Annotated in this window: 18 protein-coding genes and 1 tRNA gene; 4 read left to right on the top strand and 15 right to left on the bottom strand. The window is 72.6% G+C overall.

What is annotated here, in order from left to right; translation table 11 throughout:
- Positions 1 to 3 precede the first annotated feature (3 nt).
- The 5 genes from NRO40_RS30520 to NRO40_RS06705 all read right to left on the bottom strand — a co-directional run bounded on the left by NRO40_RS30520 (position 4) and on the right by NRO40_RS06705 (position 6,058).
- A complete protein-coding gene (locus NRO40_RS30520) occupies positions 4 to 1,365 on the bottom strand; it encodes an ABC transporter ATP-binding protein (RefSeq protein ID WP_269803099.1) in 1,362 nt (453 codons plus the stop codon).
- Positions 1,362 to 2,735 carry a branched-chain amino acid ABC transporter permease gene (locus NRO40_RS06690; RefSeq protein WP_058944734.1) on the bottom strand — a complete coding sequence of 458 codons (1,374 nt, stop codon included), beginning with the start codon at positions 2,733 to 2,735 and terminating at the stop codon, positions 1,362 to 1,364. Before NRO40_RS06690 ends, NRO40_RS30520 begins: the two co-directional genes overlap by 4 nt.
- Entirely contained in the window at positions 2,732 to 3,655 is a 924-nt protein-coding gene (locus NRO40_RS06695) for a branched-chain amino acid ABC transporter permease (protein WP_058944733.1), read from the bottom strand. Before NRO40_RS06695 ends, NRO40_RS06690 begins: the two co-directional genes overlap by 4 nt.
- Before the next feature lie 179 nt (positions 3,656 to 3,834).
- Positions 3,835 to 4,992, bottom strand: a complete 1,158-nt coding sequence (locus NRO40_RS06700; protein ID WP_257375351.1) for a branched-chain amino acid ABC transporter substrate-binding protein — start codon at positions 4,990 to 4,992, stop codon at positions 3,835 to 3,837.
- Positions 4,993 to 5,401: 409 nt separating this feature from the next.
- Positions 5,402 to 6,058 carry an ANTAR domain-containing response regulator gene (locus NRO40_RS06705; RefSeq protein ID WP_058944731.1) on the bottom strand — a complete coding sequence of 219 codons (657 nt, stop codon included), beginning with the start codon at positions 6,056 to 6,058 and terminating at the stop codon, positions 5,402 to 5,404.
- Between the two features lie 99 nt (positions 6,059 to 6,157).
- Here NRO40_RS06705 and NRO40_RS06710 point away from each other — a divergent pair.
- Positions 6,158 to 6,232: transfer RNA gene (locus NRO40_RS06710), tRNA-Leu, on the top strand.
- A 135-nt stretch (positions 6,233 to 6,367) separates the two neighbouring features.
- On the opposite strand, the gene pyk is transcribed toward NRO40_RS06710, so the two are convergent.
- The gene (gene pyk / locus NRO40_RS06715) at positions 6,368 to 7,795 is read right to left on the bottom strand and encodes a pyruvate kinase (protein WP_058944730.1); all 1,428 of its coding nucleotides are present in this window, start codon (positions 7,793 to 7,795) and stop codon (positions 6,368 to 6,370) included.
- Between the two features lie 133 nt (positions 7,796 to 7,928).
- The gene (locus tag NRO40_RS06720) at positions 7,929 to 8,588 is read right to left on the bottom strand and encodes an SIMPL domain-containing protein (RefSeq protein ID WP_058944729.1); all 660 of its coding nucleotides are present in this window, start codon (positions 8,586 to 8,588) and stop codon (positions 7,929 to 7,931) included.
- A 128-nt stretch (positions 8,589 to 8,716) separates the two neighbouring features.
- Between NRO40_RS06720 and NRO40_RS06725 the strand changes: the two genes are divergently transcribed.
- On the top strand, positions 8,717 to 10,513 hold the full coding sequence (locus NRO40_RS06725) for a bifunctional metallophosphatase/5'-nucleotidase (protein WP_058944728.1): 1,797 nt from the start codon (positions 8,717 to 8,719) through the stop codon (positions 10,511 to 10,513).
- A gap of 31 nt (positions 10,514 to 10,544) precedes the next feature.
- On the opposite strand, the gene NRO40_RS06730 is transcribed toward NRO40_RS06725, so the two are convergent.
- From NRO40_RS06730 to NRO40_RS06745, 4 genes are all read right to left on the bottom strand, one after another.
- Entirely contained in the window at positions 10,545 to 11,987 is a 1,443-nt protein-coding gene (locus NRO40_RS06730; RefSeq protein WP_058944727.1) for a lysine N(6)-hydroxylase/L-ornithine N(5)-oxygenase family protein, read from the bottom strand.
- Between the two features lie 300 nt (positions 11,988 to 12,287).
- Positions 12,288 to 14,783, bottom strand: a complete 2,496-nt coding sequence (pepN, locus tag NRO40_RS06735; RefSeq protein ID WP_058941870.1) for an aminopeptidase N — start codon at positions 14,781 to 14,783, stop codon at positions 12,288 to 12,290.
- 71 nt (positions 14,784 to 14,854) lie between these two features.
- Positions 14,855 to 15,220 (bottom strand): chorismate mutase, encoded by a 366-nt coding sequence (locus NRO40_RS06740; RefSeq protein ID WP_058941869.1) that lies wholly within the window; start codon positions 15,218 to 15,220, stop codon positions 14,855 to 14,857.
- Between the two features lie 114 nt (positions 15,221 to 15,334).
- Positions 15,335 to 16,108: a S1 family peptidase gene (locus NRO40_RS06745; RefSeq protein ID WP_058941868.1), complete on the bottom strand. Its 774-nt coding sequence runs from the start codon at positions 16,106 to 16,108 to the stop codon at positions 15,335 to 15,337.
- Between the two features lie 354 nt (positions 16,109 to 16,462).
- Between NRO40_RS06745 and NRO40_RS06750 the strand changes: the two genes are divergently transcribed.
- Both NRO40_RS06750 and NRO40_RS06755 read left to right on the top strand, forming a co-directional pair.
- Complete coding sequence (locus tag NRO40_RS06750; RefSeq protein WP_058941867.1) at positions 16,463 to 17,398, top strand: hypothetical protein; 936 nt, start codon at positions 16,463 to 16,465, stop codon at positions 17,396 to 17,398.
- 54 nt (positions 17,399 to 17,452) lie between these two features.
- Positions 17,453 to 18,955: an ankyrin repeat domain-containing protein gene (locus NRO40_RS06755; protein WP_232791045.1), complete on the top strand. Its 1,503-nt coding sequence runs from the start codon at positions 17,453 to 17,455 to the stop codon at positions 18,953 to 18,955.
- Between the two features lie 129 nt (positions 18,956 to 19,084).
- On the opposite strand, the gene NRO40_RS06760 is transcribed toward NRO40_RS06755, so the two are convergent.
- The 4 genes from NRO40_RS06760 to gltB form a co-directional block, all read right to left on the bottom strand.
- On the bottom strand, positions 19,085 to 19,462 hold the full coding sequence (locus NRO40_RS06760; RefSeq protein ID WP_058941865.1) for a VOC family protein: 378 nt from the start codon (positions 19,460 to 19,462) through the stop codon (positions 19,085 to 19,087).
- On the bottom strand, positions 19,459 to 20,217 hold the full coding sequence (locus tag NRO40_RS06765; RefSeq protein ID WP_058941864.1) for a VWA domain-containing protein: 759 nt from the start codon (positions 20,215 to 20,217) through the stop codon (positions 19,459 to 19,461). The genes NRO40_RS06760 and NRO40_RS06765 overlap by 4 nt, the downstream gene beginning before the upstream one ends.
- Positions 20,218 to 20,425: 208 nt before the next feature.
- A complete protein-coding gene (locus tag NRO40_RS06770; RefSeq protein ID WP_058941863.1) occupies positions 20,426 to 21,886 on the bottom strand; it encodes a glutamate synthase subunit beta in 1,461 nt (486 codons plus the stop codon).
- The gene (gene gltB / locus NRO40_RS06775) at positions 21,879 to 26,447 is read right to left on the bottom strand and encodes a glutamate synthase large subunit (RefSeq protein ID WP_058941862.1); all 4,569 of its coding nucleotides are present in this window, start codon (positions 26,445 to 26,447) and stop codon (positions 21,879 to 21,881) included. The genes NRO40_RS06770 and gltB overlap by 8 nt, the downstream gene beginning before the upstream one ends.
- Positions 26,448 to 26,816: the final 369 nt, after the last annotated feature.

The raw sequence follows: 26,816 nt of genomic DNA on the forward strand, positions 1-26,816 counted from the left end.
TGCTCACTGGCCGCTCTCCTCGTCGCTCCGCGCACGGCTCGCGCCGTCCGCCCGGACCTCGTCCCCACGCGTGCCGGCCCCGTCGCCCGCGGGCGCGGTGTCGGTCGTGTCGGCGGCGTCGGTCGTGTCAGTGGCCTCCGCCGTGTCAGCGGCCCCGGCGGTGTCGGCGGGATCCGCCGTGGTGACCTCGGTGTCCGCGGTGTCCGCGGTGTCCGCGGTGGCGGGCTCCCGCACACCGGCCGCGTCGGCGTCGGCCTCGGCCTCGGCCTCGGCGCCGGTACCGTCCTCGGCTCCGACGTCGTCCCCGGTTCCCGCCTCGGCCCCGGCGTCGGCGCTGGTGGCGTCGGCCTCGGCGGTGTTTCCGGCATCGGCCGCGCCGGTCCCGGTGGCGTCGGCGTCGGCGTCGGCGTCCGCGTCGGCGGCATCCACCGGGACCGCGGCAGCGGTGCCGGCCGCGGCCACGGCGGGCACGGTGGCCGACGTGGTGGCGGGGGCGGCCGTGGCGGGTTCCGGGTGCTGGTCCTCGACCGCGTGCCGGACCGCTTCCGCGTCCTCCGCCGAGGTGCCCAGGTACGCCTCGATCACCGCCGGGTGCTGCTGCACCTCGCTCGGCGTGCCCTCGGCGATCTTCTTGCCGAAGTTGAGGACCATCACGCGGTCGGCGACCGACATGACCAGCCGCATGTCGTGCTCGATCAGCAGCACGCTCACACCGAGTTCGGTGTTGATCCGCCGGATCAGCTGCTCCAGCTCCAGCTTCTCCGTCGGGTTGGTGCCCGCCGCCGGCTCGTCCAGCAGCAGCACCTGCGGGTCGGTCGCCAGCGCCCGGGCGATCTCCAAGCTCCGCTGGTCGCCGTAGCTGAGGCTGCCGGCGATCTCGTTGAGCTTGTCCTCCAGCCCCACGAACGTCAGCAGTCGGTGCGCGCGTTCGTCGCTCTGCCGCTCCGCCCGGCGCGCGCCGGGCAGGCCGAGCATGATCGACACGGGGCCGGCCTTGAGCCGGGTCTCCGCGGCGATCTTCACGTTCTCCAGCGCCGTCAGCGCGGAGAAGAGGCGGATGTTCTGGAAGGTGCGGGCCACCCCGACCCGGTTCACCAGGTGGGGCTTGCTGCCGAGCAGGGACTTCCGCTCGCCGTCCTTCGAAATGAAGACGATCTTCCCTTCCTGCGGGGTGTAGGCGCCCGTCAGGGAGTTGAAGAACGACGTCTTGCCCGCGCCGTTCGGGCCGATGACCGCCAGGACCTCGCCCCGGCGCATCGACATGTCGACCTTGTCGAGGACCGTGAGCCCGCCGAACCGCAGCGTCACGTCCGTCGCCTGGAGCACCGGCTCCGCGGCCGGCGCACTCGTCACTTCAGTGGTCATCGGACCTTGCCTCCCGCCGGCTCGGACATCGCGTCCGCGTCACCGAGGCCCTCCTCCGCCAGCTTCAGCTCTCGCTGACGGCGGCGGGACGGCCAGATGCCCTGGGGCCGGTAAATCATCATGATCACGAGCAGGGCGCCCAGGTACATGTACCGGTCGGACGGGTCCACGTAGTCCTTCAGCGCCTCCGGCAGCCACACCAGGGCGGCCGCGCCCATCAGCACGCCCGGGATCGATCCCATCCCGCCGAAGATCACGTACGCCAGGATCAGGATCGACTGGAGCAGCGGGAACACCTCGGGGTTGATGTAGCCGTACTTGCTGGTGAAGATCACGCCGGCCACGCCCGAGGTGGACGCGCCGATCGCGAAGGCCATCAGCTTGAACCGCACGGTGTCGACGCCGTTCGCGGCCGCCGCGATCTCGTCCTCGCGGATCGCGGTCCACGCCCGGCCGACCCGGGAGTGCTCCAGCCGCGAGAAGAGGATGATCACCAGCACGATGAAGAAGACCAGCAGGTACCAGTACGGCAGCGGCTTGATCGACCACTTGTAGGCGATGCCCGCGAAGTCGAACGAGAAGTCCGGGATGAGGCGGGCGCCCTGCGGGCCGCCCGTCACGCCGTCGGCGTTCTTCGCCACCAGGTAGATGATCTCGTGGAAACCGAGCGTCACGATCGCCAGGTAGTCACCCCGCAGCCGCAGCGTCGGCGCGCCGAGCAGCAAGCCGGTGACCAGGCAGGTGACCACCGCGATGGGGATGACCCAGAACGGGTTCAGCACGACGGGCGGCTCGATGGGCAGACGCCCCGTCCAGAACGCCGTCGAGTAGGCGCCCACCGCGAAGAAGGCGAAGAAGCCCAGGTCCAGCAGGCCCGCCCAGCCGATCACGACGTTCAGGCCGATGGCCAGCAACGCGAAGATCGCGATCTGGTCGACCAGGACCGTCTGCCACGTCCGCGACAGCATCGACGGGACGACGAGGGCCAACACCAGCGCGAGCCCCATGAGGCCCCAGCGCAGCCGCCGGTCGCCCTGGAACCGGTCGCGCAGCGCGCCGACCGGGCCGCCCGTGGCCGACCGGGCCTGGCCGACGGCGCCCTTGATGGGCTCGCCCGCGAACTCGCGCAGCGCCCACACGGCCACCGTGAGACCGAGGCACACCCACAAGTGCGGCCCCAGCAGGGAGCTCTCGATCGAGAAGAAGATGTCCCGCGTGTTGCCCTGCTCGCCGGTGACCAGCGCCAGCAGGACACCGAGCGCCAGCAGCGCCCACAGCCGCGTGAACCGGGGCTGCTGGTACCACGCCGTACGACGGAGCCTGCTCGCCGCGGACGCCACGTCCTTCACGGAAGAATCCACCGCGCTCACGCCGCCCTCCCCACTTGCTTGCCGAGGATGCCCATCGGACGGAACATCAGCACGAGAATCAGGACGACCATGGCGGAGACGCTGCGCCACTCGTCGCCCAGGAGCGGCACGGTCATCGTCTCGACCACGCCGATCAGCACGCCGCCGGCCATCGCGCCGCGGATGTTGCCGATGCCGCCGACGACGGCCGCGGCGAACGCGGTGATGCCGGGGATGAAGCCCATGGTGTACGAGACCTGGTTGAGGTTGGCGAAGAGGAAGCCGGCGACACCGCCGAGCACGCCGCCGATGACGAAGGTCCGGGAGATGACCCGGTCGATGTCCACGCCCATGAGGGAGGCGACCTCGGCGTCCTGGGCGACCGCCCGGATGCCCTTGCCGAGCTTGGTGCGGTTCACCAGCAGGTCGAGGCCGACCATCATGACGACGGCGGTGAGGAACTGGAGCATCTGGGTGACGTTCACACCGGCGCCGAAGAGGCTGAACACGGCGTGGTTGTCGTACATCTCCGGCAGCGTCACGGGGTCGCGCCCGAAGAGCTTGCCGGCGAGGTTGTAGAGGAAGAAGGAGGCCCCGATCGCGGTGATGAGGAAGATCAGGCGGGGCGCGCCCCGGCGGCGCAGCGGCCGGTAGGCCACCTTCTCCAGGCCGTAGGCGGTCACGCCGCCGAAGAGGGCGGAGCCGGCCATGGCCAGGGCGACGAAGCCGATGGAGGCCAGTGCCGAGGGGTTGTCCCCCGGGTTCACCAGCTGGAGGACGATGAGGCTGCCGTAGGCGCCGAGCATGAAGACCTCGCTGTGCGCGAAGTTGATCAGCTGGAGGACGCCGTAGACGAGGGTGTAGCCGATGGCGATGACGGCGTACAGCGAGCCGAGCATCACACCTAGGACGAGGTAGTCCCAGAACTCCTGGAGGGACATGGGAACGAACTTCCTTGTGGGAACCGGGCGGAGTCCGTGGCGCTCATGGCGGCAGCGGTCCGCGGCGGGACAGGCGAATCAGACACGTACGGGGTCGGAGGGGGGACCCCGGTGCCGGACGGGGGCCGGGAGAAGCACGCCTCCCGGCCCCCGTCACCCGGCGTTCAGCCGCTTCGGCCTCAGCCGACCAGCTCGTTGACGTTGCCCTGGTAGGCGATCTTGCCGCCCTTGACCTGGTACAGGTACACGTCCGTACCCTTGAACTCGCCGTTCTCGTCGAAGGAGAAGGTCTTGGTCAGGCCCTTGTAGGAGGCCTTGGCCAGCGCGTCGCGCAGCGCCTCGCGCTGGACGTCGCCCTTCAGGCCCTTGATCTGCTCGATGATCATGTTGGTAATGTCGTACGCCTCGGCGGAGTACGTACCGGGGGCCCGGTTGAACGCCTTCTGGTAGTCGGCGGCGAACTTCTTCGTCCCGGCCTCGACCGTGGCGTCGGTGCAGGGGCAGGTGAGGAACCAGTTCTCCGACGCGTCGCCGGCCAGCTCGATGAACTTGACGTCGTTGGTGCCGTCACCGGAGATCGCGGCGCCCTTGTAGCCGGCCTCCTTCAGCTTCTTGGCGAACGGCGCGGCGTCCTGGTAGTAGCCGGCGTAGATGAGGGCGTCGGCCTTGGAGTTGACGACGTCCTTGGCCGTGGCGCTGTAGTCCGGCGTCTTCTGCGGGACGGCCTTGCGGACGATCTGCACGCCGGCGGCCTTGAGGTTCTTCTCGGCGACGGCCGCGAGGCCGGTGCCGTAGTCCGTCTTGTCGTCGAGCAGGTAGACCTTCTTCGCCTTCAGCTTCTTGGCGTAGTAGGTCGCCATCGCGGCACCCTGCTGGCTGTCGTTGGGGACGCCGCGCAGCAGGCTCTCGAAGCCGTTCTTGGGATCCGTGAGGTTCGGGTTGGTCGCAGACGGCGACACCGTCACGAGGCCGGCCTCGGTGTAGAGGGGGGAGGCGGTGTTCGTGGGGCCGGAGAAGGCGGGGCCGACGACCGCGACGACGCTCTCGTCGTCGATGGCCTTCTGCGCGGCGGCCGTGGCCTTGTCGGGAAGTCCCTGGTCGTCCGCCGCCACGTACTCCAGCTTGACGTCCAGATCACCCTTGGCGTTCGCCTGGTCGATGGCCAGTTTCACACCGTTCTGCATGTTCTCGCCGAGGGCGACGTTGTCGCCGGACAGCGGCCCCTGGAAAGCGATCTTGAGGGTGTCACCGTCGCTGCCCGAATCGCTGCAACCGGTCAGCGCGAGGGCGCCGACGACCGCTGGAACAGCAAGTCTGACGAGGGTTTTGTTCAGCACAACGCACTCCCTGGAGCCGCCCGAACGATCTTGTGTGAGCTGGAAGTTCGAACAACTTCCTCACATGACACCGCTTGTCCGTGCGGTGTGCGGGGAATGTAATCGTCTGTTCGGCTCATCGGATAGGTCGCCGACCGATGTGTGATCCCCCTGTGACCTGGGTCATGCGCCGGAAACAGAACACTCCTTACCGGCCAGCGGACGTGACGGTGACCGGAACACGATCGTCACGGCCCACCCCGTCCCGGCTGAAAACCGCCCCTGAGCTGCGCCGGGCCCACAACGGCGGAAGCCCCCGGCCCGTTGTCCACCTCCCACAGGAGCGGACGACGGGCCGGGGGCTTCCCCGGAACCCGGCCGACGGCTGTCGGCCCACCGCCGTACCGGGGCGCGCGCCCCGGTACGACCCTCACTGACCCTTCGCGGCCTTCTTCTCCTCGGCGTCCTCGATGACGGCCTCGGCCACCTGCTGCATGGACATGCGGCGGTCCATCGACGTCTTCTGGATCCACCGGAACGCCGCGGGCTCCGACAGCCCGTACTGCGTCTGCAGGATGCTCTTCGCGCGGTCCACCAGCTTGCGCGTCTCCAGGCGCTGCGCGAGGTCCGCGACCTCCTTCTCCAGCGCCCGCAGCTCCGCGAACCGCGACACCGCCATCTCGATCGCCGGGACCACGTCGCTCTTGCTGAACGGCTTCACGAGGTACGCCATCGCGCCCGCGTCGCGCGCCCGCTCCACCAGCTCCCGCTGGGAGAAGGCGGTCAGCATCAGCACCGGGGCGATCGACTCGCCGGCGATCTTCTCGGCGGCCGAGATGCCGTCGAGCACGGGCATCTTCACGTCGAGGATCACCAGGTCGGGGCGGTGCTCGCGGGCGAGCTCCACGGCCCGCGCGCCGTCTCCGGCCTCACCGACGACGGAGTACCCCTCCTCCTCCAGCATCTCCTTGAGGTCGAGGCGGATGAGGGCCTCGTCCTCGGCGATGACGACGCGGGTCGTCAGCGGCGGGACGTGCGACGTGTCGTCGTCGGCGACGGGCGGCTGGGGCGACTCGGGGGCGGTCACGGAGGCTCCTCGTTGCGGGGCGGTACAGCTCCCCATGAGCCTACCTAGCTGCGGTATGGTGGACTCGCAGCGGGTCGGGGGGAACCTTCGATTCTGCGAGCCCCGGTAGCCCAATTGGCAGCAGGCAACGGATTCAAAACCCGTACAGTGTCGGTTCGAGTCCGACCCGGGGCACTTTTCCTTTGTTTCCATGGTCACGCCGCTGCCGACCTTCGCGCCGTTCGGCGCCCTCTTCCCCACCGCCCGCCGGGCGCCCCGCGCTTCCGCGGCGGACGCCCGTCGACCGGACGCGCGGACGTGCGCGACCCCTCAGCGGACCGCCTCGCCGATGCGGTGCACGCGGACCAGGTTCGTGGACCCCGCCACCCCGGGCGGGGAACCCGCCGTGATCACCACGATGTCGCCGGGCCGGCAGCGGCCGATCTCCAGCAGGTGCTCGTCCACCTGCGCCACCATGGCGTCCGTCGACTCCACGTGCGGGCCGAGGAAGGTCTCGACGCCCCACGTGAGGGTGAGCTGCGAGCGGGTCGCCGGGTCGGGGGTGAAGGCCAGGAGCGGGATCGGGGACCGGTAGCGGCTCAGCCGCTGCACGGTGTCACCGGACTGGGTGAAGGCGACGAGGTACTTCGCCCCGAGGAAGTCCCCGATCTCCGCCGCCGCCCTGGCCACCGCGCCGCCCTGCGTCCGCGGCTTGTTGCGCTCCGTGAGAGGCGGCAGGCCCTTGGCCAGCACGTCCTCCTCGGCGGCGGCGACGATGCGGCTCATCGTGCGGACGGTCTCGACCGGGTGCCGGCCGACGCTGGTCTCGCCGGAGAGCATCACGGCGTCCGTGCCGTCGATGACGGCGTTGGCGACGTCGCTCGCCTCGGCGCGGGTGGGGCGGGAGTTGTCGATCATCGAGTCGAGCATCTGGGTGGCGACGATGACCGGCTTGGCGTTGCGCTTGGCGAGCTTGACGGCGCGCTTCTGGACGATGGGCACCTGCTCCAGCGGCATCTCCACGCCGAGGTCGCCGCGGGCCACCATGATGCCGTCGAAGGCGGCGACGATGTCGTCGATGTTCTCCACGGCCTGCGGCTTCTCGATCTTCGCGATGACCGGCACGCGGCGCCCCTCCTCGTCCATGACGCGGTGGACGTCCTCGACGTCGCGTCCGCTGCGGACGAAGGAGAGGGCGACGACGTCGGCGCCGGTGCGCAGCGCCCAGCGCAGGTCCTCGACGTCCTTGTCGGAGAGGGCGGGCACGGAGACGGCGACGCCCGGGAGGTTGAGCCCCTTGTGGTCGGAGACCATGCCGCCCTCGACCACCCGGGTGCGGACGCGGGGACCGTCGACCGCGGTGACCTCCAGGGCGACGCGGCCGTCGTCCACGAGGATCCGCTCCCCCACGGTGACGTCCGCGGCGAGGCCGTCGTAGGTGGTGCCGCACAGGGCGCGGTCGCCCTCGACGGGCTCGGTGGTGATGGTGAACTCGTCGCCGCGTTCAAGGAGTACGGGCCCCTCGCGGAAGCGGCCGAGACGGATCTTCGGACCTTGAAGGTCGGCGAGGACCCCGACGCTGCGGCCGGTCTCGTCGGACGCCTTGCGGACGCGGGCGTAGCGTTCTTCGTGGTCGGCGTAGGTGCCGTGGCTGAGGTTGAAGCGGGCCACGTCCATCCCGGCCTCGACGAGGGCCTTGATCTGGTCGTACGAGTGGGTGGCGGGTCCCAGGGTGCAGACGATTTTCGCTCGGCGCATGGTGTGAGCCTAGGGCTTACCGATGGGTAGAGGTTTCGCTGCGGATGACGGGTCAACCTCCTTTGGGTGGCCGCACGTTGACAAGTGTTGAAGTGTGCGGCGGGCTGCTCCGATGAGCGCGCCGGAGGGGTCCTCAGAGGGTCGGCGGGTGGAGTGTGAAGCCGGCCGTGACGTGCGCGGTCACCGTCTGCCGCTGCGGCTGGAGGTCCAGGGGCGGGACGTCGGCCGCCTCGGCGGCGAAGGCCATCCGGGGGGAGCCCGCGCCGAACGGGACGTGCCCGTCCGACGGCGTGTCGTCCAGCGTCAGGAGGGCGTCCAGGTCGGTGCCGAGGGCGCGGGCGTAGTCGCGGGCGCGCCGGACCGCGTCCCGGACGGCCTCCTCGCGGGCGCGGGCGTACGCGGGTGACGTGGGGCGCAGCGACCACCACGGGCCGTCGACGCGGGTCAGGTCGAGGTCGGCGAGGCGGGTGACGAGCTCGCCGAGGGCGGTGAAGTCCGTGAGGGTGGCGGTGAGCTGGACGGTGCCGTGGTGGGTGCGGACGTGCTCGCCCCGCCCTCGCCGGCCCAGTTCGGGGGTGAGCACGAGGGCGCCGGTCTCCAGGCGGTCGAGGGCGCCCGCGCAGCCGTTGACGAGGTCGACCACGGCGGCGTTGCGGCGGGTGAGGTCGTCGAGGGTCGCGCGCCGGTCGGTGCCGCGGGCGGTGACGGTCACGGCGATGCGGGCGAGCTCCGGGTCGGTCTCGACGTGGGCTTCGCCTCGGACGGTGATGCGGGGGGCTTCGGGGGTGGCCATGTGGTGTCTTTTCGCACCCGGTCACCAGATCGAAACCTCGTGGGGGTGTTCGGGGACAACGTCCCTGGTCCAGAATCTACGCGCGTCGTGTCTACGCGCGTCGTACAGGAGCACGAAGGGGAGTACGCATGCCGCTGAACCGTAGGTCGTTCCTCGGGCGGTCCGCCGCCGTGGGAGCCGGTGTGACCGTGACGGGCGCGGCCACCACGGCCACCGCGCCCGCCGCGCAGGCGAAGCCCGCGCCGAAGCGGTACTCCTTCACCGTGATGGGCACGACGGACCTCCACGGCCACGTCTTCAACTGGGACTACTTCACCGACCGAGAGTTCGACGACAAGGCGCACAACGACGTCGGCCTGGCGAAGATCTCCACGCTGGTGGACCGGGTGCGGGCCGAGAAGGGCCGGCGCAACACGCTGCTGATCGACGCCGGTGACACCATCCAGGGCACCCAGCTGTCGTACTACTACGCCAAGGTCGACCCGATCACGGCCGCGCGCGGCCCGGTCCACCCCATGGCGCAGGCGATGAACGCCATCGGGTACGACGCCGCGGCGCTCGGCAACCACGAGTTCAACTACGGCATCCCCGTGCTGCGGAAGTTCGAGGAGCAGTGCGACTTCCCGCTGCTGGGGGCGAACGCGCTCGACGCGAAGACGCTGCGGCCCGCCTTCGCGCCGTACAGCATGCACCGGCTGCGCACGCCGTGCGGGCGGGACGTGCGGGTGGCGGTCCTCGGGCTGACCAACCCGGGCATCGCCATCTGGGACAAGGCGAACGTCTCCGGCCGGATGGTCTTCCCCGGTCTGGAGGAGCAGGCGGCCCACTGGGTCCCGAGGCTCCGGTCGATGGGCGCGGACGTCGTCATCGTCTCCGCGCACTCCGGTTCGAGCGGCACCTCGTCGTACGGGGACCAGCTGCCCTACGTGGAGAACGCCGCGGCGCTCGTCGCGCAGCAGGTCCCCGGCATCGACGCGATCCTGGTCGGCCACGCGCACACGGAGATCGCCGAGTACCGGGTGAAGAACGAGCGGACCGGCCGCGACGTCGTCCTCTCCGAGCCGCTGAAGTGGGGCCAGCGGCTGACGCGGTTCGACTTCGAGCTGGTGTGGTCGAAGGGCCGCTGGGTGGTCGAGCAGGTCGGCGCCCGAGTGCTCAACGCCAACACGGTGGAGGAGGACCCCCACATCGTGCGGCTGCTCGCCGACGAGCACGAGAAGGTCGTGGCCTACGTCAACCAGGTGATCGGCACCTCCCCCGTGGAGATGTCGACCGCGCAGGCCCCGTGGCGGGACGAGCCGATCATCGACCTGATCAACCACGTGCAGGCCGAGACGGTGCGCGCGGCGCTCGCCGGAACCCCGCACGCGGCGCTCCCCGTGCTGTCCCAGGCGTCCTGCTTCTCCCGGTCGGCCGCCATCCCGGCGGGCGAGATCACCATCCGGGACGCGGCGGGCCTGTACCCGTTCGAGAACACCCTGGAGGCCCGCGTCCTGACGGGCGCCCAGCTGAAGGAGTACCTGGAGTACTCGGCGCGCTACTACGCGCGGACGGCCCCCGGCGAACCGGTCGACACCGCCAGGCTCACCAACGCCGGCGGCACGCCGGACTACAACTACGACGCGGTGTACGGCCTGACGTACGACATCGACATCGCGCAGCCGGTGGGGTCGCGGATCACGGGCCTGTCGTTCGACGGCGCGCCGGTCGACCCCGCCGCGCGGTTCGTGCTGGCGGTGAACAACTACCGGGCGAGCGGCGGCGGCGCCTACCCGCACGTGGCGAACGCCCAGCAGGTGTGGGCGGATTCGGACGAGATCCGCAACACCATCATCCAGTGGGTGAAGGCGAAGGGTGTCTTGGACCCGTCCGAGTTCGCCTCGGTGGGCTGGCGGCTGACGCGCGCGGGCACGCCCGTCTTCTGAGGGCCGGCGGCCGGCCGCGGCGGGGCACCCCCTACGGCCGGCCGCCGAGCGGGGTGAGCCCGCGGTCCGGCGCGGGGACGCGCGGCGGCTCGCTCCGCTCCAGGCCGAAGCTGGTGAAGGCGGTGCGGCCGGGCAGCGGGTAGGGCTCCTTGCCCGTGAGGTGGTTGAGGACGGTGGCGCTGCGCCAGGCCGTCATTCCGGGGTCCGCGGCGCCCGCGCCGTGCGTGTGGGCCACGGACGTCACGACGTACACGCTGCCGGTGACCGACGGGTCGAGCACGAGCCGGTGGTGCTCGTCGACGCGGGGCCGGTCGCGGGAGTCCCGGCGCAGGTAGGGGTCGAGCGCGGCGAGGAGGCGGTGCAGGGGGCGTTCGCGGTAGCCGGTGGCGAGGACGACCGCGTCGGTGGTGAGGCGCGAGCGGCTGCCCTGCCGGACGTGTTCGAGGTGGAGCTCCACCTTGGTGGTGGCGAGGCGGCCCGCGGTGCGGACGTGGACGCCGGGGGTGAGGACGGCGTCCGGCCGGCCTCCCTGGACGGTGCGGCGGTAGAGCTCGTCGTGGATGGCGTCGAGGGTGTCCCGGGCGACGGCCCCGTGGCGCCGCCCGCCCGGGACCAGGTCGTCGCGCGCCTGCTCGGGCAGCTCGTGGAAGTACCGGGCGTGGTCCGGGGTGAGGTGTTCGAGGCCGAGCCGGGAGCGCTCCGCGGAGGCGAAGGCGTCGGTGCGGGTGATCCAGTGCATGCCCTCGCGGCCCGGGGGGCGGTGGCGCAGGAGGTCGAGGAAGACGTCCGCGCCGGACTGCCCGGAGCCGACGACGGTGACGTGTCCGGCCGCGAGCAGCGCCTCGCGGTGGGCCGGGTAGTCGGCGGAGTGCAGCACCGGGACGGCGGGCGCCGCGACGAGGGGCTTGAGGGGCTCGGGGACGTCCGGCTGCGAGCCGATGCCGAGGGCGACGTTGCGCGCGTACGCCCGGCCGAGGACTTCCGTCTCCCCGTCGGGGTCGAGCCGCGCGTGGTCGACCTCGAACAGGTCGAGCTCGGGATTCCACCGGACGGCTTCGACCTGGTGGCGGAAGTGCAGGCCGGGGAGGTGGTCGCTGACCCAGCGGCCGTAGGCGTCGTACTCGGCGCGGTGCACGTGGAGGCGCCCGGCGGCGTGGAAGGGCAGGAGCCGGTCGCGGGAGCGCAGGTAGTTCAGGAACGTCCAGGGGCTGGTCGGGTCGGCCAGCGTGACGAGGTCGGCGAGGAACGGGGTGCGCGCGGTGGCGCCCTCGACGGGGCGGCCCGGGTGGGAGTGGAAGACGGCGGCCCGCTCGAAGAAGACGGTGTCGAGGCCGCCGGGGAACCCGTGGGCGAGCGCGGCGAGGGAGAGGTTGCCGGGGCCGATGCCGACGCCGACGAGGTCGTGCGGCCGCTCGGGCCCGGCGTGGCGCCGCGGCGCCGGGACCGGCTCGGGGGCGGTGGGGGTGGGGGTCATCCGGGGCTGCCTTCCACGCGTGCGTGACGTTGCGTGAGCCAGCGTGTACCGGCGGTGCGCGCCGTGTGCGAGGTGTGCGGGGATCGGTACCCGAACGGGGGACGGCACGCGCGGGCGTACGGGGGCCGCGGACGCGCGGGGCCGCGGGCGGGCGCGGGAAGGGCAGGGCGCGGGAAGGGCGGGGCGCGGGAAGGGCGGGGCGCGGGAAGGGCGGGGCGCGGGAAGGGCGGGGCGCGGGAAGGGCGGGGCGCGGGAAGGGCGGGGCGCGCCGGCGGGGGTCCCGCCGGCGCGCCCCCGGGGTCAGCCCTCGCGGACGCGCAGGGCGCGGCGCAGGTCGTCGAGGCGGTCGACGAGCTGGCGGCGCAGGGCCGGCGTCAGGTCGGAGCGGGTGAGCTGCTCGTCGCCGAGCTTGAGGTTCTCATGGGTGATGGCGTACCCGGGGAACCCCTGGCGGCCGACGGCGGTGGCGATGGCCGGGCCGCGCCGGGCGGCGAGGGCCGTGGCCTGCGGGTAGTACCGCGCCACGTACGGGGCGAGGAGGTCGGTCTGCTCCGGCTGCCAGAACCCCTCGGCGGTGGCGTTGAACAGGTAGTTGGAGAGGGTGTCGTCGTGGAACATCCGCTCCCAGGCGGCCTCCTTGGCGGCGGCCTCGGGCAGGGCGGCCCGGCAGCGGGCGGCGCCCTCCTGGCCGGTGGCGCTCGGGTCCCGGTCGAGCTCGGCGGCGATGGCCGCCTCGTCGGTGGCGCCGAGCACGGCGAGCCGCCGCAGGATCCGCCAGCGCAGCTCGGGGTCGAGGTCGGGCCCGCCGGGGACGGCGCCGTCGGCGAGCCAGCCCTGGAAGGTGCCGGTGCGGTCCGCGCAGTCGATGAAGTGGCGGACGGCGGTGAGGCGCAGGCCGGGGTTCTCGCCGTCCTCGGTGCGGCGGATGAGGTCGCGCGTGACGTCGGTGAGCGTGGCCCGGGCGCCCGCGCGGTCGGCCGCGGGGACGTAGCGGTCGGCGATCTGGTGGATCGCGAAACCGAGGACGCCGTCGACGATGGCGACGTCCGTCTCCTCCGGCAGGTGGGCGTGGGCGGTGGCGAGGTAGTCGGCGGGGGCGAGGTCGCCGTCGCGGACCATGTCGCGCAGGGTGTTCCACAGGACGGCGCGGGTGAGCGGGTCCGGCACGCCCGAGAGGCAGCGCAGGGTGGTCTCCAGGGAGTCCTCGTCCAGGCGCACCTTGGCGTAGGTGAGGTCGTGGTCGTTGGGGACGACCAGGACGGGGCGCAGGCCCGGCCGGCTCTCCGGGGCGCCGGTCCCCGGGACGTCCGTCTCGTACCGCTCCCGCACGACGAGGCTGCGGGCGTCGGCGAGGTCGCGGTCGTAGACGCCGACGGTGGCCCGGTGGGGGCGGCTGCCGTCGCGGTCGAGGGCCAGCGTCCAGTGGCCCTGCTCGGCGGTGACGCCGGCGGTGAGGGTGTCGATGCCGGTGGTCCGCAGCCACGCCTCCGCCCAGGCGTGGACGTCGCGGTCGGTGGCGGAGGCGAGGTTGTCGATGAAGTCGGCGAGGGTGGCGTTGCCGAAGCGGTGGCGGGCGAAGTGGTTGTTGATGCCCGCGAGGAACTCCTTCTCCCCCATCCACGCGACGAGCTGGCGCAGCGCGGAGGCGCCCTTGGCGTAGGAGATGCCGTCGAAGTTGAGCAGGGCGGAGGCCGTGTCGGGCACGGCCTCCGGGTCGGGGGCGACGGCGTGGGTGGAGGGGCGCTGGTCGGCGTCGTACCCCCACGACTTGCGGGCGATGCCGTAGCCGATCCAGGTGTCGGGGTAGCGGGTGGTCGCCTCGTTGACGGTCTGGTACCCCATGTACTCGGCGAAGGACTCGTTCAGCCAGATGTCGTCCCACCACTTGAGGGTGACGAGGTCGCCGAACCACATGTGGGCCATCTCGTGGGCGATGACCATCGCGCGGGTCTGGCGCTCGGAGACGGTGACGGCCGAGCGGAAGACGAAGTCGTCGCGGAAGGTGACGAGGCCCGGGTTTTCCATGGCGCCGGCGTTGAACTCGGGGACGAACGCCTGGTCGTAGGAGTCGAAGGGGTAGGGCTCGGTGAACTTCTCGTGGTACCGGTCGAAGCAGCGGCGCGTCACGTCGAGGATCTCGTCGGCGTCGGCGTCGAGGTGGGGCGCGAGCGAGCGCCGGCAGTGGATGCCGAAGGGCAGCCCGGCGTGCTCGGTGCGCACCGAGTGCCAGGGGCCGGCGGCGACGGCGACGAGGTAGGTGGAGATCGGGGGCGTGGTGGCGGCCGTCCAACGGCCGTCGTCCTGGCGGGTGGTGACGCCGTTGGCGAGGACGGTCCAGTGGTCCGGGGCGGTGACGGTGACGTCGAAGACGGCCTTCAGGTCGGGCTGGTCGAAGGCGGCCAGGACGCGCTGGACGTCGTCGAGGAAGAGCTGGGTGTAGGTGTACGTCTCCCCGTCGGTGGGGTCGGTGAAGCGGTGCATGCCCTCGCCGGTGCGGGAGTACCGCATGGCGGCGTCGACGCGCAGGACGTGGGGGCCCTCGGTGAGGCCCGTGAGGGGGAGCCGGTTGTCGTCCAGTGCGGTGGGGTCGAGGGGCTGCCCGTCCAGGGTCGCGCCGCGCAGTTCCGCGGGCTTCAGCTCGACGAAGGTGTCACCGGCGGCGCGGGCGGTGAACTCGATGACGGTCGTCGAGTCGAAGGTGTCGTCGCCGGTGGTCAGGTCGAGGTCGATCGCATAGCGCTGGACGTCCAGCAGCCGGGCTCGGGTCTGCGCCTCTTCGCGCGTCAGTACGGGCATGGGCCCATGCTGCCCGATGGCGCGGGGACGGGGCAGGGGGTTCCGCTGTAAGCGTCAGCCGTGCCGCCGGTTCACTCGGAGCGCGCTCCGGCGCCTCCGGCGCCCGCGTCGTCGCCGGTCCGGGGCTCGACCGCGATGCGCTCGTGGTGCCGGATGACCTCGGCGATGATGAAGTTGAGGAGCTTCTCGGCGAACGCCGGGTCGAGGTTGGCGGCCTCGGCGAGCTCGCGGAGCCGGGTGATCTGGCGGGCCTCGCGGGCGGGGTCCGCGGGGGGCAGGTGGTGGCGGGCCTTGAGGTGGCCGACCTGCTGCGTGCACTTGAAGCGTTCCGCCAGCATGTGGACGACGGCCGCGTCGATGTTGTCGATGCTCTCGCGGAGGCGGTTCAGTTCCGCGACGACGGCGCCGTCGATGTCTCGCATGTCGCTCGTGCTCATGACCGCGAGCTTAGACGGCTCGCGACGGACGGCGCGGAGGGTGTTCGGGATGCGGTCGCCCGCAGGTGGGAGGGCAGGCCCGCGGTGCGGCGGGCCTGCCCGGCGGTCAGCGCGTCACAGGGTGGCGGCCGCCGACTTGATGGCGGAGGCGAAGGTGGAGACCTCGGTGTAGACACCGGGGTAGTTCGGCCGGGCGCAGCCGTAGCCCCAGCTCACGATGCCGACCTGGATCCAGGCGCCGTTCGCGTCCCGGCGGAACATGGGGCCGCCGGAGTCGCCCTGGCAGGTGTCGGTGCCGCCGCTGGTGTAGCCGGCGCACAGCTCCTCGGCGGGGACGAGTTCGCTGTACGCCTGGCGGCAGGTGGCGTCGGAGACGAAGGGCACCTGGGCCTTGAGCAGGTAGCGCTGCTGGCTGCCGCCCTCGCGGTTCGCGCCCCACCCGGCGATGGTGAAGGTGCCGGAGTTGTAGGCGGTGGTGGTGGCGATGTCGAGGGTGGGGAGGTTGATCGGCTGGGCCAGCTTGATCAGGGCCCAGTCCTTGCCGGTGCCGTTGTAGCCCGGGGCCTGGAGGACCTTGGTCGAGCGGACCTTGATGGCGGAGGAGCTCTGCAGGTCCACGACGCCGGCGGTGGCGGTGATGCTCGTGTTGTTGCCCGAGCCGTTCACGCAGTGGGCGGCGGTGAGGACGATCTGCTGGGTGAGCAGGGAGCCGCCGCAGCCCATGGAGAGCCGGACCATCCAGGGGAACTCGCCCTGGGCGGCGCGGGTGCCGCCGACGACCGGCGCGGGGGCGGCCGAGGCGGAGGTGGGCTGGAGGCTGACCGCGGCGAGCACGACCGCGCCGGCCGCCACGAATCTCTTGAGGGCACGAACGAGTGTCTTCTTCACGTCTCTGCCTTCCGTGGGGGGTTGGGCCTCGCACACGACGACCGCACACCTGTGTGACATGCGCCCGTCAAGACGTGGATGGGATTATCCGGAGGCCGCCGAGCACCCCACAAGGCGGTGTTTTCGGCCACGCCGACGGACGGGCGGCCGCATGGGCGGGAGGCGGGCCGCCGGCCGTACTGTGGAGGAGGCTCCGGCGGACCCGGGAGGGCCCGGAAACCCGGGGAGCGGGCCGCGGGCGGCCCCGGCGACAGCCCGCTGACGGGCCGCGGGGCAGTGCGCGGGCGGACCCGGGAGCGGGCCCGGAAGTGGACCGGAAGTGACCGGCAGCGGACCGGAAGGGGGCGAGGGCACGTGGCGTACGGCAGGCCCCGCGGGGGCGACGGTGACGTCGTCCACGGCTTCCCGCACCTCGCCACGGTCCGCGCCGCGATCACCGCCCTGTACCGGCGGGTCTCCCCCGAGGGGCTGTACGCGTACGCCACCAGCGTCGCCCCCGGCGACGTGGCCTTCGCGGACGCCGACGACCTGCACCTGGGCGCGCACCGGGTGGCCGGCGCGCTGGTGCGGCAGCTCCGGCTGCCGGAGGCCCGGATGATCGTCGGCTTCCGGGCGATGGAGCACGCCGCGAGCGTCGAACTCGCCTCGGGGCCCGAGTACTTCGTCGAGCTGAACGACCGCTTCCGGACACACCGGCGGGACATCGGCGCGGCCCTCGCCCACGAGATCACACACGTGCTGCTGCACCGGCTCGGGCTGGGCTTCCCCGGCACGCGCGACAACGAGATCCTCACCGACACCGCGACCACGTACCTGGGCGCCGGCTGGCTGCTGCTCGACGCGTACCGCGAGGACGCCCTGTCGAGCCAGAAACTCGGCTACCTGACCCCCGAGGAGTTCGGCTACGTGCTCGCCAAGCGGGCGCGCGTCTTCGGCGAGGACCCCTCGCCGTGGTTCACCAGCCCGCAGGCGTACACGGCGTACGAGCGCGGCCGGGTGGAGGCGCTGCGCGACGAGTGCCGGCCGCCCCTCGCCGCGGCGGACCGGGCGGGGCGCCGCCGGTACGCCAGGGAGCGGCGCCGGTACACGGAGCTCCGCCTGCCCGACGGCGCCGACGGCGGCGGCGCGGCGGACGGGGACGGCGACGGGTACGCCTTCGAGGGCGGTGGGGCCGGGCTGCGGGTGTCGTTCCCGTGCCCGACCTGCCGGCAGCGCGTCCGGGTGCCGGTGCGGGGCCGGGTGCGGGCCCGGTGCGGGCTGTGCCGCACGGTACTGGAGTGCGACACGTAAGGGGCCTATTTGCTTGCGGCCCGGCGGCCGGCGGGTGAGGGTCGGGGTATGACGATGGTGCCGGTGCCAGTTCACGAGGATCTGTTCGAGGCCGTGCACGGCGGTGCGGAGGACGCCGTGGTGCGGTTGCTGCGGTCCGGCGCGCCGGCCGAGGCCACCGACGAGGACGGCGCCACCGCCCTGTACACCGCCGCCGTGAGCGGCCACACGGGGATCGTGCGGCTGCTGCTCGCCGCCGGGGCCGACCCCGGGCGGGGCAGCGGCGCGTCCGGCGGCGACCTGCCGCTGTGCGGCGCGGCCTGCAACGGCCACACCGGGGCCGTCCGCGCCCTGCTGGCCGCGGGAGCGTGGCCGGACCAGCGGGAGGAGTACGGCTGCACGGCGCTGGCCTGGGCGGTGCGCCAGGGCTTCGCCGACACGGTGCGGGTCCTGCTGGAGCACGGCGCGGACCCGGGCGCGGCCGTACCGGACGGCACGCCGCCGCTGGTCGCCGCGGCCCGGCGCGGATCGCTGCCGGTGGTGCGGGCGCTGCTGGAGTACGGCGCGCCCGGCCGGGCCGAGGCGCTGGCGGAGGCCCGGACGTGGCTCGGGCGGGACGCGGAGCAGGTGGTGCGCCAGGCGCTGGCGGAGGCGTACGGGGACGGCGTGGAGACCGTCACGCGGCGCGTCCGGGAGGAGGGCGGCGTGACCGTGGTGGTCGAGGTGGTGCGGGACGGGCTCCCGACGGCCGGGCGGGAGCAGCAGACCGGCCACGCGGCGATCGCGACCCTGCTGGAGGAGGAGCTCGGCGAGCACCCGCCGTACGAGGAGCTCGAGGGCCGGGCGCTGCGGTGCGGCGACCCGTCGCTGGACGACTGGACCGAGGCCGCCGAGGCGTTGGGACGGCGCGGCGACGAGGCGACGTTCGCCGCGGCGCTCGACGCGTGCGCGGACGGGGAGCCGCTGCGGCAGGCGTTCGGGGCGGACGTACTGGCCCGGCTCACCGCGTCGCCCGGTGGCGGCGGGCCCTTCGCCGTACGGGCCTTGCCGGTGCTGCGGGAACTGGCCCGCGAGGTGCGGGAGGCGGACGTGGTGCTGGCGGTGGTGCGGGCGCTCGGGGCCCAGGGCGACGCGGCGGTCCTGCCGGACGTGCTGCGGCACGCCGTCCACCCGGACGCGCGGGTGCGGCGCGGGGTCGCCGTCGCCGTGACCGGCCTCGTCCCGACGGGACACCGCGAGGGCCTGGCGGCCCTGGTGGCGCTCGCCCGCGACGGGGACGCGGCGGTGCGCGCGGCGGCGGTGCGCGCCCTGGCGGTGGCGCCGGACGACTCCCCCACCGTGCGGGAGGCCCTGGCGGCCCGCCTCGACGACGAGGCGCCGGACCCGACCGTGGCGGCGGAGGCGGCCCGCGGGCTGGCGGTCCGCGGGGACGGGCGGGCCGTGGCCGCGCTGGAGGGGCTGCTGGCGACGGCGGACCCGGAAGGTCCCGCGTACGCCGTCGCCCGCGCGGCCGTGGAGCACGTCCGCGACGAACCGACCCGCCGTCGCCTGGAGTGGACCCCGTCCCGCCGCCCCTGACGCCCCCACGCCGCACACCGACGGCCGCGGGCGCACACGCCACACCTCGACGTCCGCCGGCCGCACGCCCCCGACGTGCGGCCCGCGGACGCGTGGTGTGCGGCCACGGACGCGCGGGTGCGGCCCGGGTCAGGCCGCGTCGGCTCCGGCGGCGCGCTCGGCGGCGCTGCGCTCCACGCAGAACTCATTGCCCTCGATGTCCGCGAGCACGGCCCAGCCGGTGCCGTCGGGGCGGCGCTGGTCGGAGACGAGGGTGGCGCCGAGGGCGAGGAGCCGTTCGACCTCCTCGTCGCGGGTGCGGTCCTGCGGCTGGAGGTCGAGGTGCAGCCGGTTCTTGACGCTCTTGCGCTCCGGGACGGTGACGAACAGCAGCCCCGCCACGGTCGCCTCCGGGTCGCCGGGGTGGTCGTCGTCGGCGAGGGGCGCGTCCAGCACGGCGGACCAGAAGGAGGCCAGCCGGTAGGCGTCGGAACAGTCGATGGTCACGTGTCGCACGAGGGAACTCATGCGCCCAGGGTGCCACTTGGGGTCGGGGCGCCCGGCGTCGACCGGATCACGCCCGGGGCGCGCGCCGCGGCGAGCCAGCGGGGGAACGCGCCGACCAGCCGGTCGTACAGCACGTCGTCGGGTACCGCGCGGGGGTTGCGTCCCGCCGGGAAGAAGCCGGCGTTGTCGACGGGCCGCCTGGCGGGGACCGGGAGTTCGTCCAGACGCCGCAGGAAGTCGAACTGCCGGCCGGCCGGGTCCCCGAACCCGACGAACTGCCAGAACAGCGGGAGTCGCGCCGCCCGGCACAGGTACCTCTCGGCGGCGACGCGGTCGGACGGCCCGCCGTCCGTCTGGAAGACGACGAGCGCCGGGTGGGTGGCGCCGCTGTCGAGGTAGTGGTCGATCACGGCGTCCATGGCGTGGTGGTACGAGGTCTGCCCCATGCGGCCGAGGCCGGCGGCGATCCGCTCGACGCACCCGCGGTGGTGCGCGAGGTCGACCTCGGCGAGGGCGTCCACGTCCGTGGAGAAGAACAGGACCGGCACCCGGCCGTCGTCGTCGAGGTGGGCGGACAGGCCGAGGACCCGGTCGGCGAGGGCCTGGACACTGCCGTCCCGGTAGTAGCGCCGCATGGAGCCGGAGTGGTCGACGACGAGGTAGACCGCCGCCCGCTGCCCCTCCAGCCCGTGCTTGCGGAGCGAGACGCCCGCCCGCTTGTACAGGTCCACCAGCGCCGGCGCCGTCCGCTGGATCTTCTGCAGGTCGATGGCCATGTGTGCTCCCCTGGGTGACCGGCCTGGTGCGCACGGACGTCGCCCCGCGACAAGGCGCAGCGCCCGCCAGGTGTCCGGTCGGGGACGTGGCGGGCGCTGCTGTGTTCCGTACGCCGTTGTACGGGACGACTGTGGCACGGATGGCGGGTCGGCGGCAGAGGGCCTCGCCGGGCGCCCCGCCCTCCCGGGAGGGGCGGCCGGCTCGGGCTCAGACCGTCAGCGCGCGGTCCGTGGGGCGGATCGGGGCCGGCAGCTCGCTGGCGCCGGTCAGGTAACGGTCCACACCACGGGCGGCGGAGCGGCCCTCGGCGATGGCCCACACGATGAGCGACTGGCCGCGGCCCGCGTCACCGGCGACGAACACGCCGGGGACGTTGGTCTGGTACTCGCCGTCGCGGGCGATGTTGCCGCGCTCGTCGAGGTCCAGGCCGAACTGCTCGACGAGGCCGTTCTCGCGGTCGGTGCCGGTGAAGCCCATCGCGAGGGTGACGAGCTGGGCGGGGATGCGCCGTTCGGTGCCGGGCTTCTGCGTCAGCTTGCCGTCGACGAACTCCACCTCGGTCAGGTGCAGCCACTGGACGTTGCCGTCCTCGTCGCCCTCGAAGTGGGTGGTGGAGACGGAGTAGACCCGCTCGCCGCCCTCCTCGTGGGCCGAGGTGACCTTGTACAGCATGGGGAACGTCGGCCACGGCTGGTGCGGCGCGCGCTCGTCGCCCGGCCGGGGCATGATCTCCAGCTGGGTGACGGAGAGCGCGCCCTGGCGGTGGGCGGTGCCCACGCAGTCCGCGCCGGTGTCACCGCCGCCGATGACGACGACGTGTTTGCCCTCTGCGGTGATGGGCGGGGCGACGAAGTCGCCCTCCTGCACCTTGTTGGCGAGGGGCAGGTACTCCATCGCCTGGTGGACCCCGCGCAGTTCGCGGCCCGGCACGGGCAGGTCGCGCGCGGTGGTGGCGCCCGCGGCGATGACGACCGCGTCGTACCGCTTGCGCAGGTCCGTGGCCTTCAGGTCGCGGCCGATCTCCACACCGGTGCGGAAGCGGGTGCCCTCCGCGCGCATCTGCTCGATGCGCCGGTTGATGTGGCGCTTCTCCATCTTGAACTCGGGGATGCCGTAGCGCAGCAGCCCGCCGACGCGGTCGGCGCGCTCGTACACGGCGACCGTGTGGCCGGCCCGGGTCAGCTGCTGCGCGGCGGCGAGGCCCGCCGGACCGGAGCCGATGACGGCGACGGTCTTGCCGGACAGCCGCTCCGGGGGCTGGGCGGCCACGTTGCCGGACTCCCACGCCTTATCGATGATCGAGACCTCGACGTTCTTGATGGTGACGGCCGGCTGGTTGATGCCGAGCACGCACGCCGCCTCGCAGGGCGCGGGGCACAGCCGTCCGGTGAACTCCGGGAAGTTGTTGGTGGCGTGCAGCCGCTCGTACGCGGCGCCCCAGTCCTCGCGGTAGGCGAAGTCGTTCCACTCGGGGATGAGGTTTCCGAGCGGGCAGCCGTTGTGGCAGAAGGGGATGCCGCAGTCCATGCACCGCGACGCCTGCTTGCTGATGATCGGCAGCAGGGAGCCGGGGACGTAGACCTCGTTCCAGTCCTTGACGCGGTCGCCGACCGGGCGGCTCTTGGCGCCCTCGCGGCCGGTGTTCAGGAAGCCCTTGGGGTCAGCCATGGGTCGCCGCCTCCATCATCTTCTCGGTGGTCTCCCGCTCGGAGAGACCGGCGAGCTCAGCGGCGTCCTTGGCGGCGAGCACGGCCTTGTACGTGGTCGGGATGATCTTGCTGAACCGGCCCACGGCGGTGGCCCAGTCCGCAAGGAGCTTCTCCGCTACGGTCGAACCCGTCTCCTCGTGGTGGCGGCGCACGACGTCGTGCAGCCACGCCCGGTCGGCGTCGTCGAGGGTCTCGACGGCGGCGAGGTTGCCGGCGTTGACGTTGTCCCGGTCGAGGTCGATGACGTACGCGACGCCGCCGGACATCCCGGCCGCGAAATTGCGGCCCGTCTCGCCGAGCACCACCGCGTGGCCGCCGGTCATGTACTCGCAGCCGTGGTCACCCACGCCCTCCGAGACGACGGTCGCGCCGGAGTTGCGGACGCAGAAGCGCTCGCCGGTGCGGCCGCGCAGGAACATCTCGCCGCCGGTCGCGCCGTACCCGATGGTGTTGCCCGCGATGGTCGAGTACTCGGCCAGGTGGTCGGCGCCGCGGTCCGGGCGGACGACGATGCGGCCGCCGGAGAGGCCCTTGCCGACGTAGTCGTTGGCGTCGCCCTCCAGGCGGAGAGTCACGCCGCGCGGCAGGAACGCGCCGAAGGACTGACCGGCGGAGCCGGTGAAGGTGATGTCGATGGTGTCGTCGGGCAGGCCGGCCCCGCCGAACCGCTTCGTCACCTCGTGGCCGAGCATGGTGCCGGCCGTGCGGTTGATGTTGCGGATGGGCAGCTGGGCGCGGACCGGCCGGGCCTCCTCGGCGGTGGCGGCGCCGAGCGCGTCGGCGGCCAGCTCGATCAGCTGGTTGTCCAGCGCCTTCTCCAGACCGTGGTCCTGGGTGGCGACCTGGTGGCGGACGGCGCCCTCGGGCAGCTCGGGGACGTGGAAGAGCGGGGCGAGGTCGAGGCCCTGCGCCTTCCAGTGGTCCACGGCGCGGGCGGTGTCGAGGAGTTCGGCGTGGCCGACCGCCTCGTCGAGGGTGCGGAAGCCGAGCTCGGCGAGGAGCTCGCGCACCTCCTCCGCGATGAACCGGAAGAAGTTGACGACGTACTCGGCCTTGCCGGTGAACCGGTCGCGCAGCACCGGGTTCTGGGTGGCGATGCCGACCGGGCAGGTGTCGAGGTGGCAGACGCGCATCATGACGCAGCCGGAGACGACGAGCGGCGCGGTCGCGAAACCGAACTCCTCGGCGCCGAGCAGCGCGGCGATGACGACGTCGCGGCCGGTCTTGAGCTGGCCGTCGGTCTGGACGACGATCCGGTCGCGCAGGCCGTTGAGCAGCAGGGTCTGCTGGGTCTCGGCGAGGCCGAGCTCCCAGGGGCCGCCGGCGTGCTTCAGCGACGTGAGGGGCGAGGCGCCCGTACCGCCGTCGTGACCGGAGATGAGCACGACGTCCGCGTGGGCCTTGGACACGCCGGCCGCGACCGTACCGACACCGACCTCGGACACCAGCTTCACGTGGATGCGGGCGGCCGGGTTGGCGTTCTTGAGGTCGTGGATCAGCTGGGCCAGGTCCTCGATGGAGTAGATGTCGTGGTGCGGCGGGGGCGAGATGAGGCCGACGCCGGGCGTGGAGTGGCGCGTCCTGGCGACCCACGGGTAGACCTTGTGGCCGGGCAGCTGGCCGCCCTCGCCGGGCTTGGCGCCCTGCGCCATCTTGATCTGGATGTCGTCCGCGTTGACCAGGTACTCGCTGGTGACGCCGAAGCGGCCGGACGCGACCTGCTTGATCGCGGAGCGGCGCGCCGGGTCGTACAGGCGCTCCGGGTCCTCGCCGCCCTCACCGGTGTTGGACTTGGCGCCCAGCTGGTTCATGGCGATGGCGAGGGTCTCGTGCGCCTCCTGGCTGATGGAGCCGTACGACATGGCGCCGGTGGAGAACCGCTTGACGATCTCGGAGGCCGGCTCGACCTCGTCGAGGGGGATCGAGGGGCGGTCGGACCGGAAGCCGAAGAGGCCGCGCAGCGTCATCAGCCGCTCGGACTGCTCGTTCACGCGCTCCGTGTACTTCTTGAAGATGTCGTAGCGCTTGGAGCGGGTGGCGTGCTGGAGGCGGAAGACCGTCTCGGGGTCGAAGAGGTGCGGCTCGCCCTCGCGGCGCCACTGGTACTCGCCGCCGATGTCGAGGGCGCGGTGGGCGGGCGCGATGCCGCTGGCCGGGTACGCCTTGGCGTGGCGGGCGGCGACCTCCTTGGCGATGACGTCGAGCCCGGCGCCGCCGATCTTGCTGGAGGTGCCCTTGAAGTAGGTGTCGACGAAGTCCTGGTCGAGGCCGATGGCCTCGAAGACCTGGGCGCCGCGGTAGGAGGCGACGGTGGAGATGCCCATCTTCGACATGACCTTCAGCACGCCCTTGCCGAGGGCGTGGATGAGGTTGCGGATGGCCTTCTCGGGCTCGACGCCCTCGATGAACGTGCCGGCGCGGGCGAGGTCCTCGACGGACTCCATGGCCAGGTACGGGTTGACGGCGGCGGCGCCGTAGCCGATGAGCAGTGCGACGTGGTGGACCTCGCGGACGTCACCGGCCTCGACCAGCAGGCCCACCTGGGTGCGCTGCTTGGTGCGGATGAGGTGGTGGTGGACGGCCGCGGTGAGCAGCAGCGACGGGATCGGGGCGTGCTCGGCGTCGGAGTGCCGGTCGGAGAGGACGACGAGGCGGGCGCCGTCCTCGATGGCGGCGTCGGCCTCGGCGCAGATCTCCTCGATCCGGGCGGCCAGGGCGTCGCCGCCGCCGGAGACCCGGTAGAGGCCGGAGAGGGTGACGGCGGTCATGCCGGGCATGTCGCCGTCGGCGTTGACGTGGATGAGCTTGGCCAGCTCGTCGTTGTCGATGACCGGGAAGGGCAGGGTGACGCTGCGGCAGGACGCGGCGGTCGGTTCCAGCAGGTTGCCCTGCGGGCCGAGCGAGGAGAGCAGCGAGGTGACGAGCTCCTCGCGGATCGCGTCCAGCGGCGGGTTGGTGACCTGCGCGAACAGCTGGGTGAAGTAGTCGAAGAGCAGGCGCGGCCGGTCGGAGAGCGCGGCGATCGGCGAGTCGGTGCCCATGGAGCCGATCGGTTCGGCGCCGGCGCGGGCCATCGGCGCCAGGATGACGCGCAGCTCCTCCTCGGTGTAGCCGAAGGTCTGCTGGCGGCGGGTGACCGAGGCGTGGGTGTGGACGATGTGCTCGCGCTCGGGCAGGTCGCCGAGCTCGATGATCCCGGTCTCCAGCCACTCCTGGTACGGGTGCTCGGCGGCGAGCTTCGCCTTGATCTCGTCGTCCTCGATGATGCGGTGCTCGGCGGTGTCCACGAGGAACATCCGGCCGGGCTGGAGACGGCCCTTGCGGACGACCCTGGCCGGGTCGACGTCGACGACTCCGACCTCCGAGGAGAGGACGACGAGGCCGTCGTCGGTGACCCAGTAGCGGCCGGGGCGCAGGCCGTTGCGGTCGAGGACGGCGCCGATCTGGGTGCCGTCGGTGAAGGTGACGCAGGCGGGGCCGTCCCAGGGCTCCATCATCGTCGCGTGGTACTGGTAGAACGCGCGCCGGGCGGGGTCCATGGAGTCGTGGTTCTCCCACGCCTCGGGGACCATCATCAGCACCGCGTGGGGCAGGGAGCGGCCGCCCAGGTGCAGCAGTTCGAGGACCTCGTCGAAGGAGGCGGAGTCGGACGCGTCGGGCGAGCAGATCGGGAAGATCCGCTCCATGCCGCGGCCGGCGGCGGGGCCGAACAGGTCCGAGGCGAGCTGGGACTCGCGGGCGCGCATCCAGTTGCGGTTGCCCTTGACCGTGTTGATCTCGCCGTTGTGCGCGACGAAGCGGTACGGGTGGGCGAGCGGCCAGCTCGGGAAGGTGTTGGTGGAGAACCGCGAGTGGACCAGGGCGAGGGCGCTGGCGATGCGGCGGTCGGAGAGGTCCGGGAAGAACGGCTCCAGCTGCCCGGTGGTGAGCATGCCCTTGTAGACCAGGGTGCGGGCGGAGAGCGAGGCGAAGTAGACGCCCAGCTCCAGTTCGGCGCGCTTGCGCAGCACGAACGCCTTGCGGTCCAGATCGATGCCGGTGCTGGTGCCGTCGGCGACGAAGAGCTGGCGGAAGGCCGGCATGGTGGAGCGGGCGGTGGCGCCGAGCAGCCCCGGGGTGACGGGGACCTCGCGCCAGCCGAGGACGGTGAGGCCCTCCTCGGCGGCGAGCGCCTCGACGCGCGAGACGGCCTCGTCCGCGGCGTCCTCGGGGAGGAAGGCGGTTCCGACGGCGTACGCGCCGGCCTCGGGCAGCGCGAATCCGGCGACCTCGCGCAGGAACCCGTCCGGGACCTGGATGAGGATGCCCGCGCCGTCACCGGAGTCGGGTTCGGAGCCGGTGGCGCCGCGGTGCTCCAGGTTGCGCAGTACGGTCAGCGCCTGCTCGACCAGCTCGTGGCTGGGGACACCGGTGAGGGTGGCGACCAGCCCGACGCCGCACGCGTCGTGTTCGTTGCGGGGGTCGTACATCCCCTGCGGAGCGGGGCGACTGTCCATGGGCGACCAGGCGTCGGAACGCATCGGCTCTCCCGTCGTCGTCGTGGCATGTTGCGAGTGCCGAAGGGACGACGTTGGCCCTCCAGGAAATTTCGTGCAGGTTACATGATGGAGCGTTTCTCGGGAACCGGATAGCGCATTCCAGCATGCGGACACCCAGGGGGTCGCACCGGCGGTGCCGAAGGGAGTTCCTCGTCGGTGGACGGGCCGGGACCGGGCACACGGATGGTGTGAGCCGGTCCGTCGGGGAAGCGGGCCTCATTGCCCGCGGCGTTCACGACTGATGCCCGGTGGCGAGGGCGACGAAACCGCCGGGATCTCGGATACCCATGACTACCTATGTGGAGCCCCGCATAGTGTCCCACCCGCCCGGCCGATCCGGCTACCGGACGT

Source organism: Streptomyces changanensis (genome assembly GCF_024600715.1).
Lineage (GTDB): Bacteria > Actinomycetota > Actinomycetes > Streptomycetales > Streptomycetaceae > Streptomyces > Streptomyces changanensis.

Bases quoted from the DNA above. Each gene is read 5' to 3' on its own strand.
- NRO40_RS06730 (WP_058944727.1), bottom strand. From the start codon at position 11,987: ATGACCCCCACCCCCACCGCCCCCGAGCCGGTCCCGGCGCCGCGGCGC.
- NRO40_RS06725 (WP_058944728.1), top strand. From the start codon at position 8,717: ATGCCGCTGAACCGTAGGTCGTTCCTCGGGCGGTCCGCCGCCGTGGGA.
- NRO40_RS06765 (WP_058941864.1), bottom strand. From the start codon at position 20,217: ATGGCCATCGACCTGCAGAAGATCCAGCGGACGGCGCCGGCGCTGGTG.
- NRO40_RS06760 (WP_058941865.1), bottom strand. From the start codon at position 19,462: ATGAGTTCCCTCGTGCGACACGTGACCATCGACTGTTCCGACGCCTAC.
- NRO40_RS06770 (WP_058941863.1), bottom strand. From the start codon at position 21,886: ATGGCTGACCCCAAGGGCTTCCTGAACACCGGCCGCGAGGGCGCCAAG.
- pyk (WP_058944730.1), bottom strand. From the start codon at position 7,795: ATGCGCCGAGCGAAAATCGTCTGCACCCTGGGACCCGCCACCCACTCG.
- NRO40_RS06720 (WP_058944729.1), bottom strand. From the start codon at position 8,588: ATGGCCACCCCCGAAGCCCCCCGCATCACCGTCCGAGGCGAAGCCCAC.
- NRO40_RS30520 (WP_269803099.1), bottom strand. From the start codon at position 1,365: ATGACCACTGAAGTGACGAGTGCGCCGGCCGCGGAGCCGGTGCTCCAG.
- NRO40_RS06695 (WP_058944733.1), bottom strand. From the start codon at position 3,655: ATGTCCCTCCAGGAGTTCTGGGACTACCTCGTCCTAGGTGTGATGCTC.
- NRO40_RS06740 (WP_058941869.1), bottom strand. From the start codon at position 15,220: ATGAGCACGAGCGACATGCGAGACATCGACGGCGCCGTCGTCGCGGAA.
- NRO40_RS06755 (WP_232791045.1), top strand. From the start codon at position 17,453: ATGGTGCCGGTGCCAGTTCACGAGGATCTGTTCGAGGCCGTGCACGGC.
- pepN (WP_058941870.1), bottom strand. From the start codon at position 14,783: ATGCCCGTACTGACGCGCGAAGAGGCGCAGACCCGAGCCCGGCTGCTG.
- gltB (WP_058941862.1), bottom strand. From the start codon at position 26,447: ATGCGTTCCGACGCCTGGTCGCCCATGGACAGTCGCCCCGCTCCGCAG.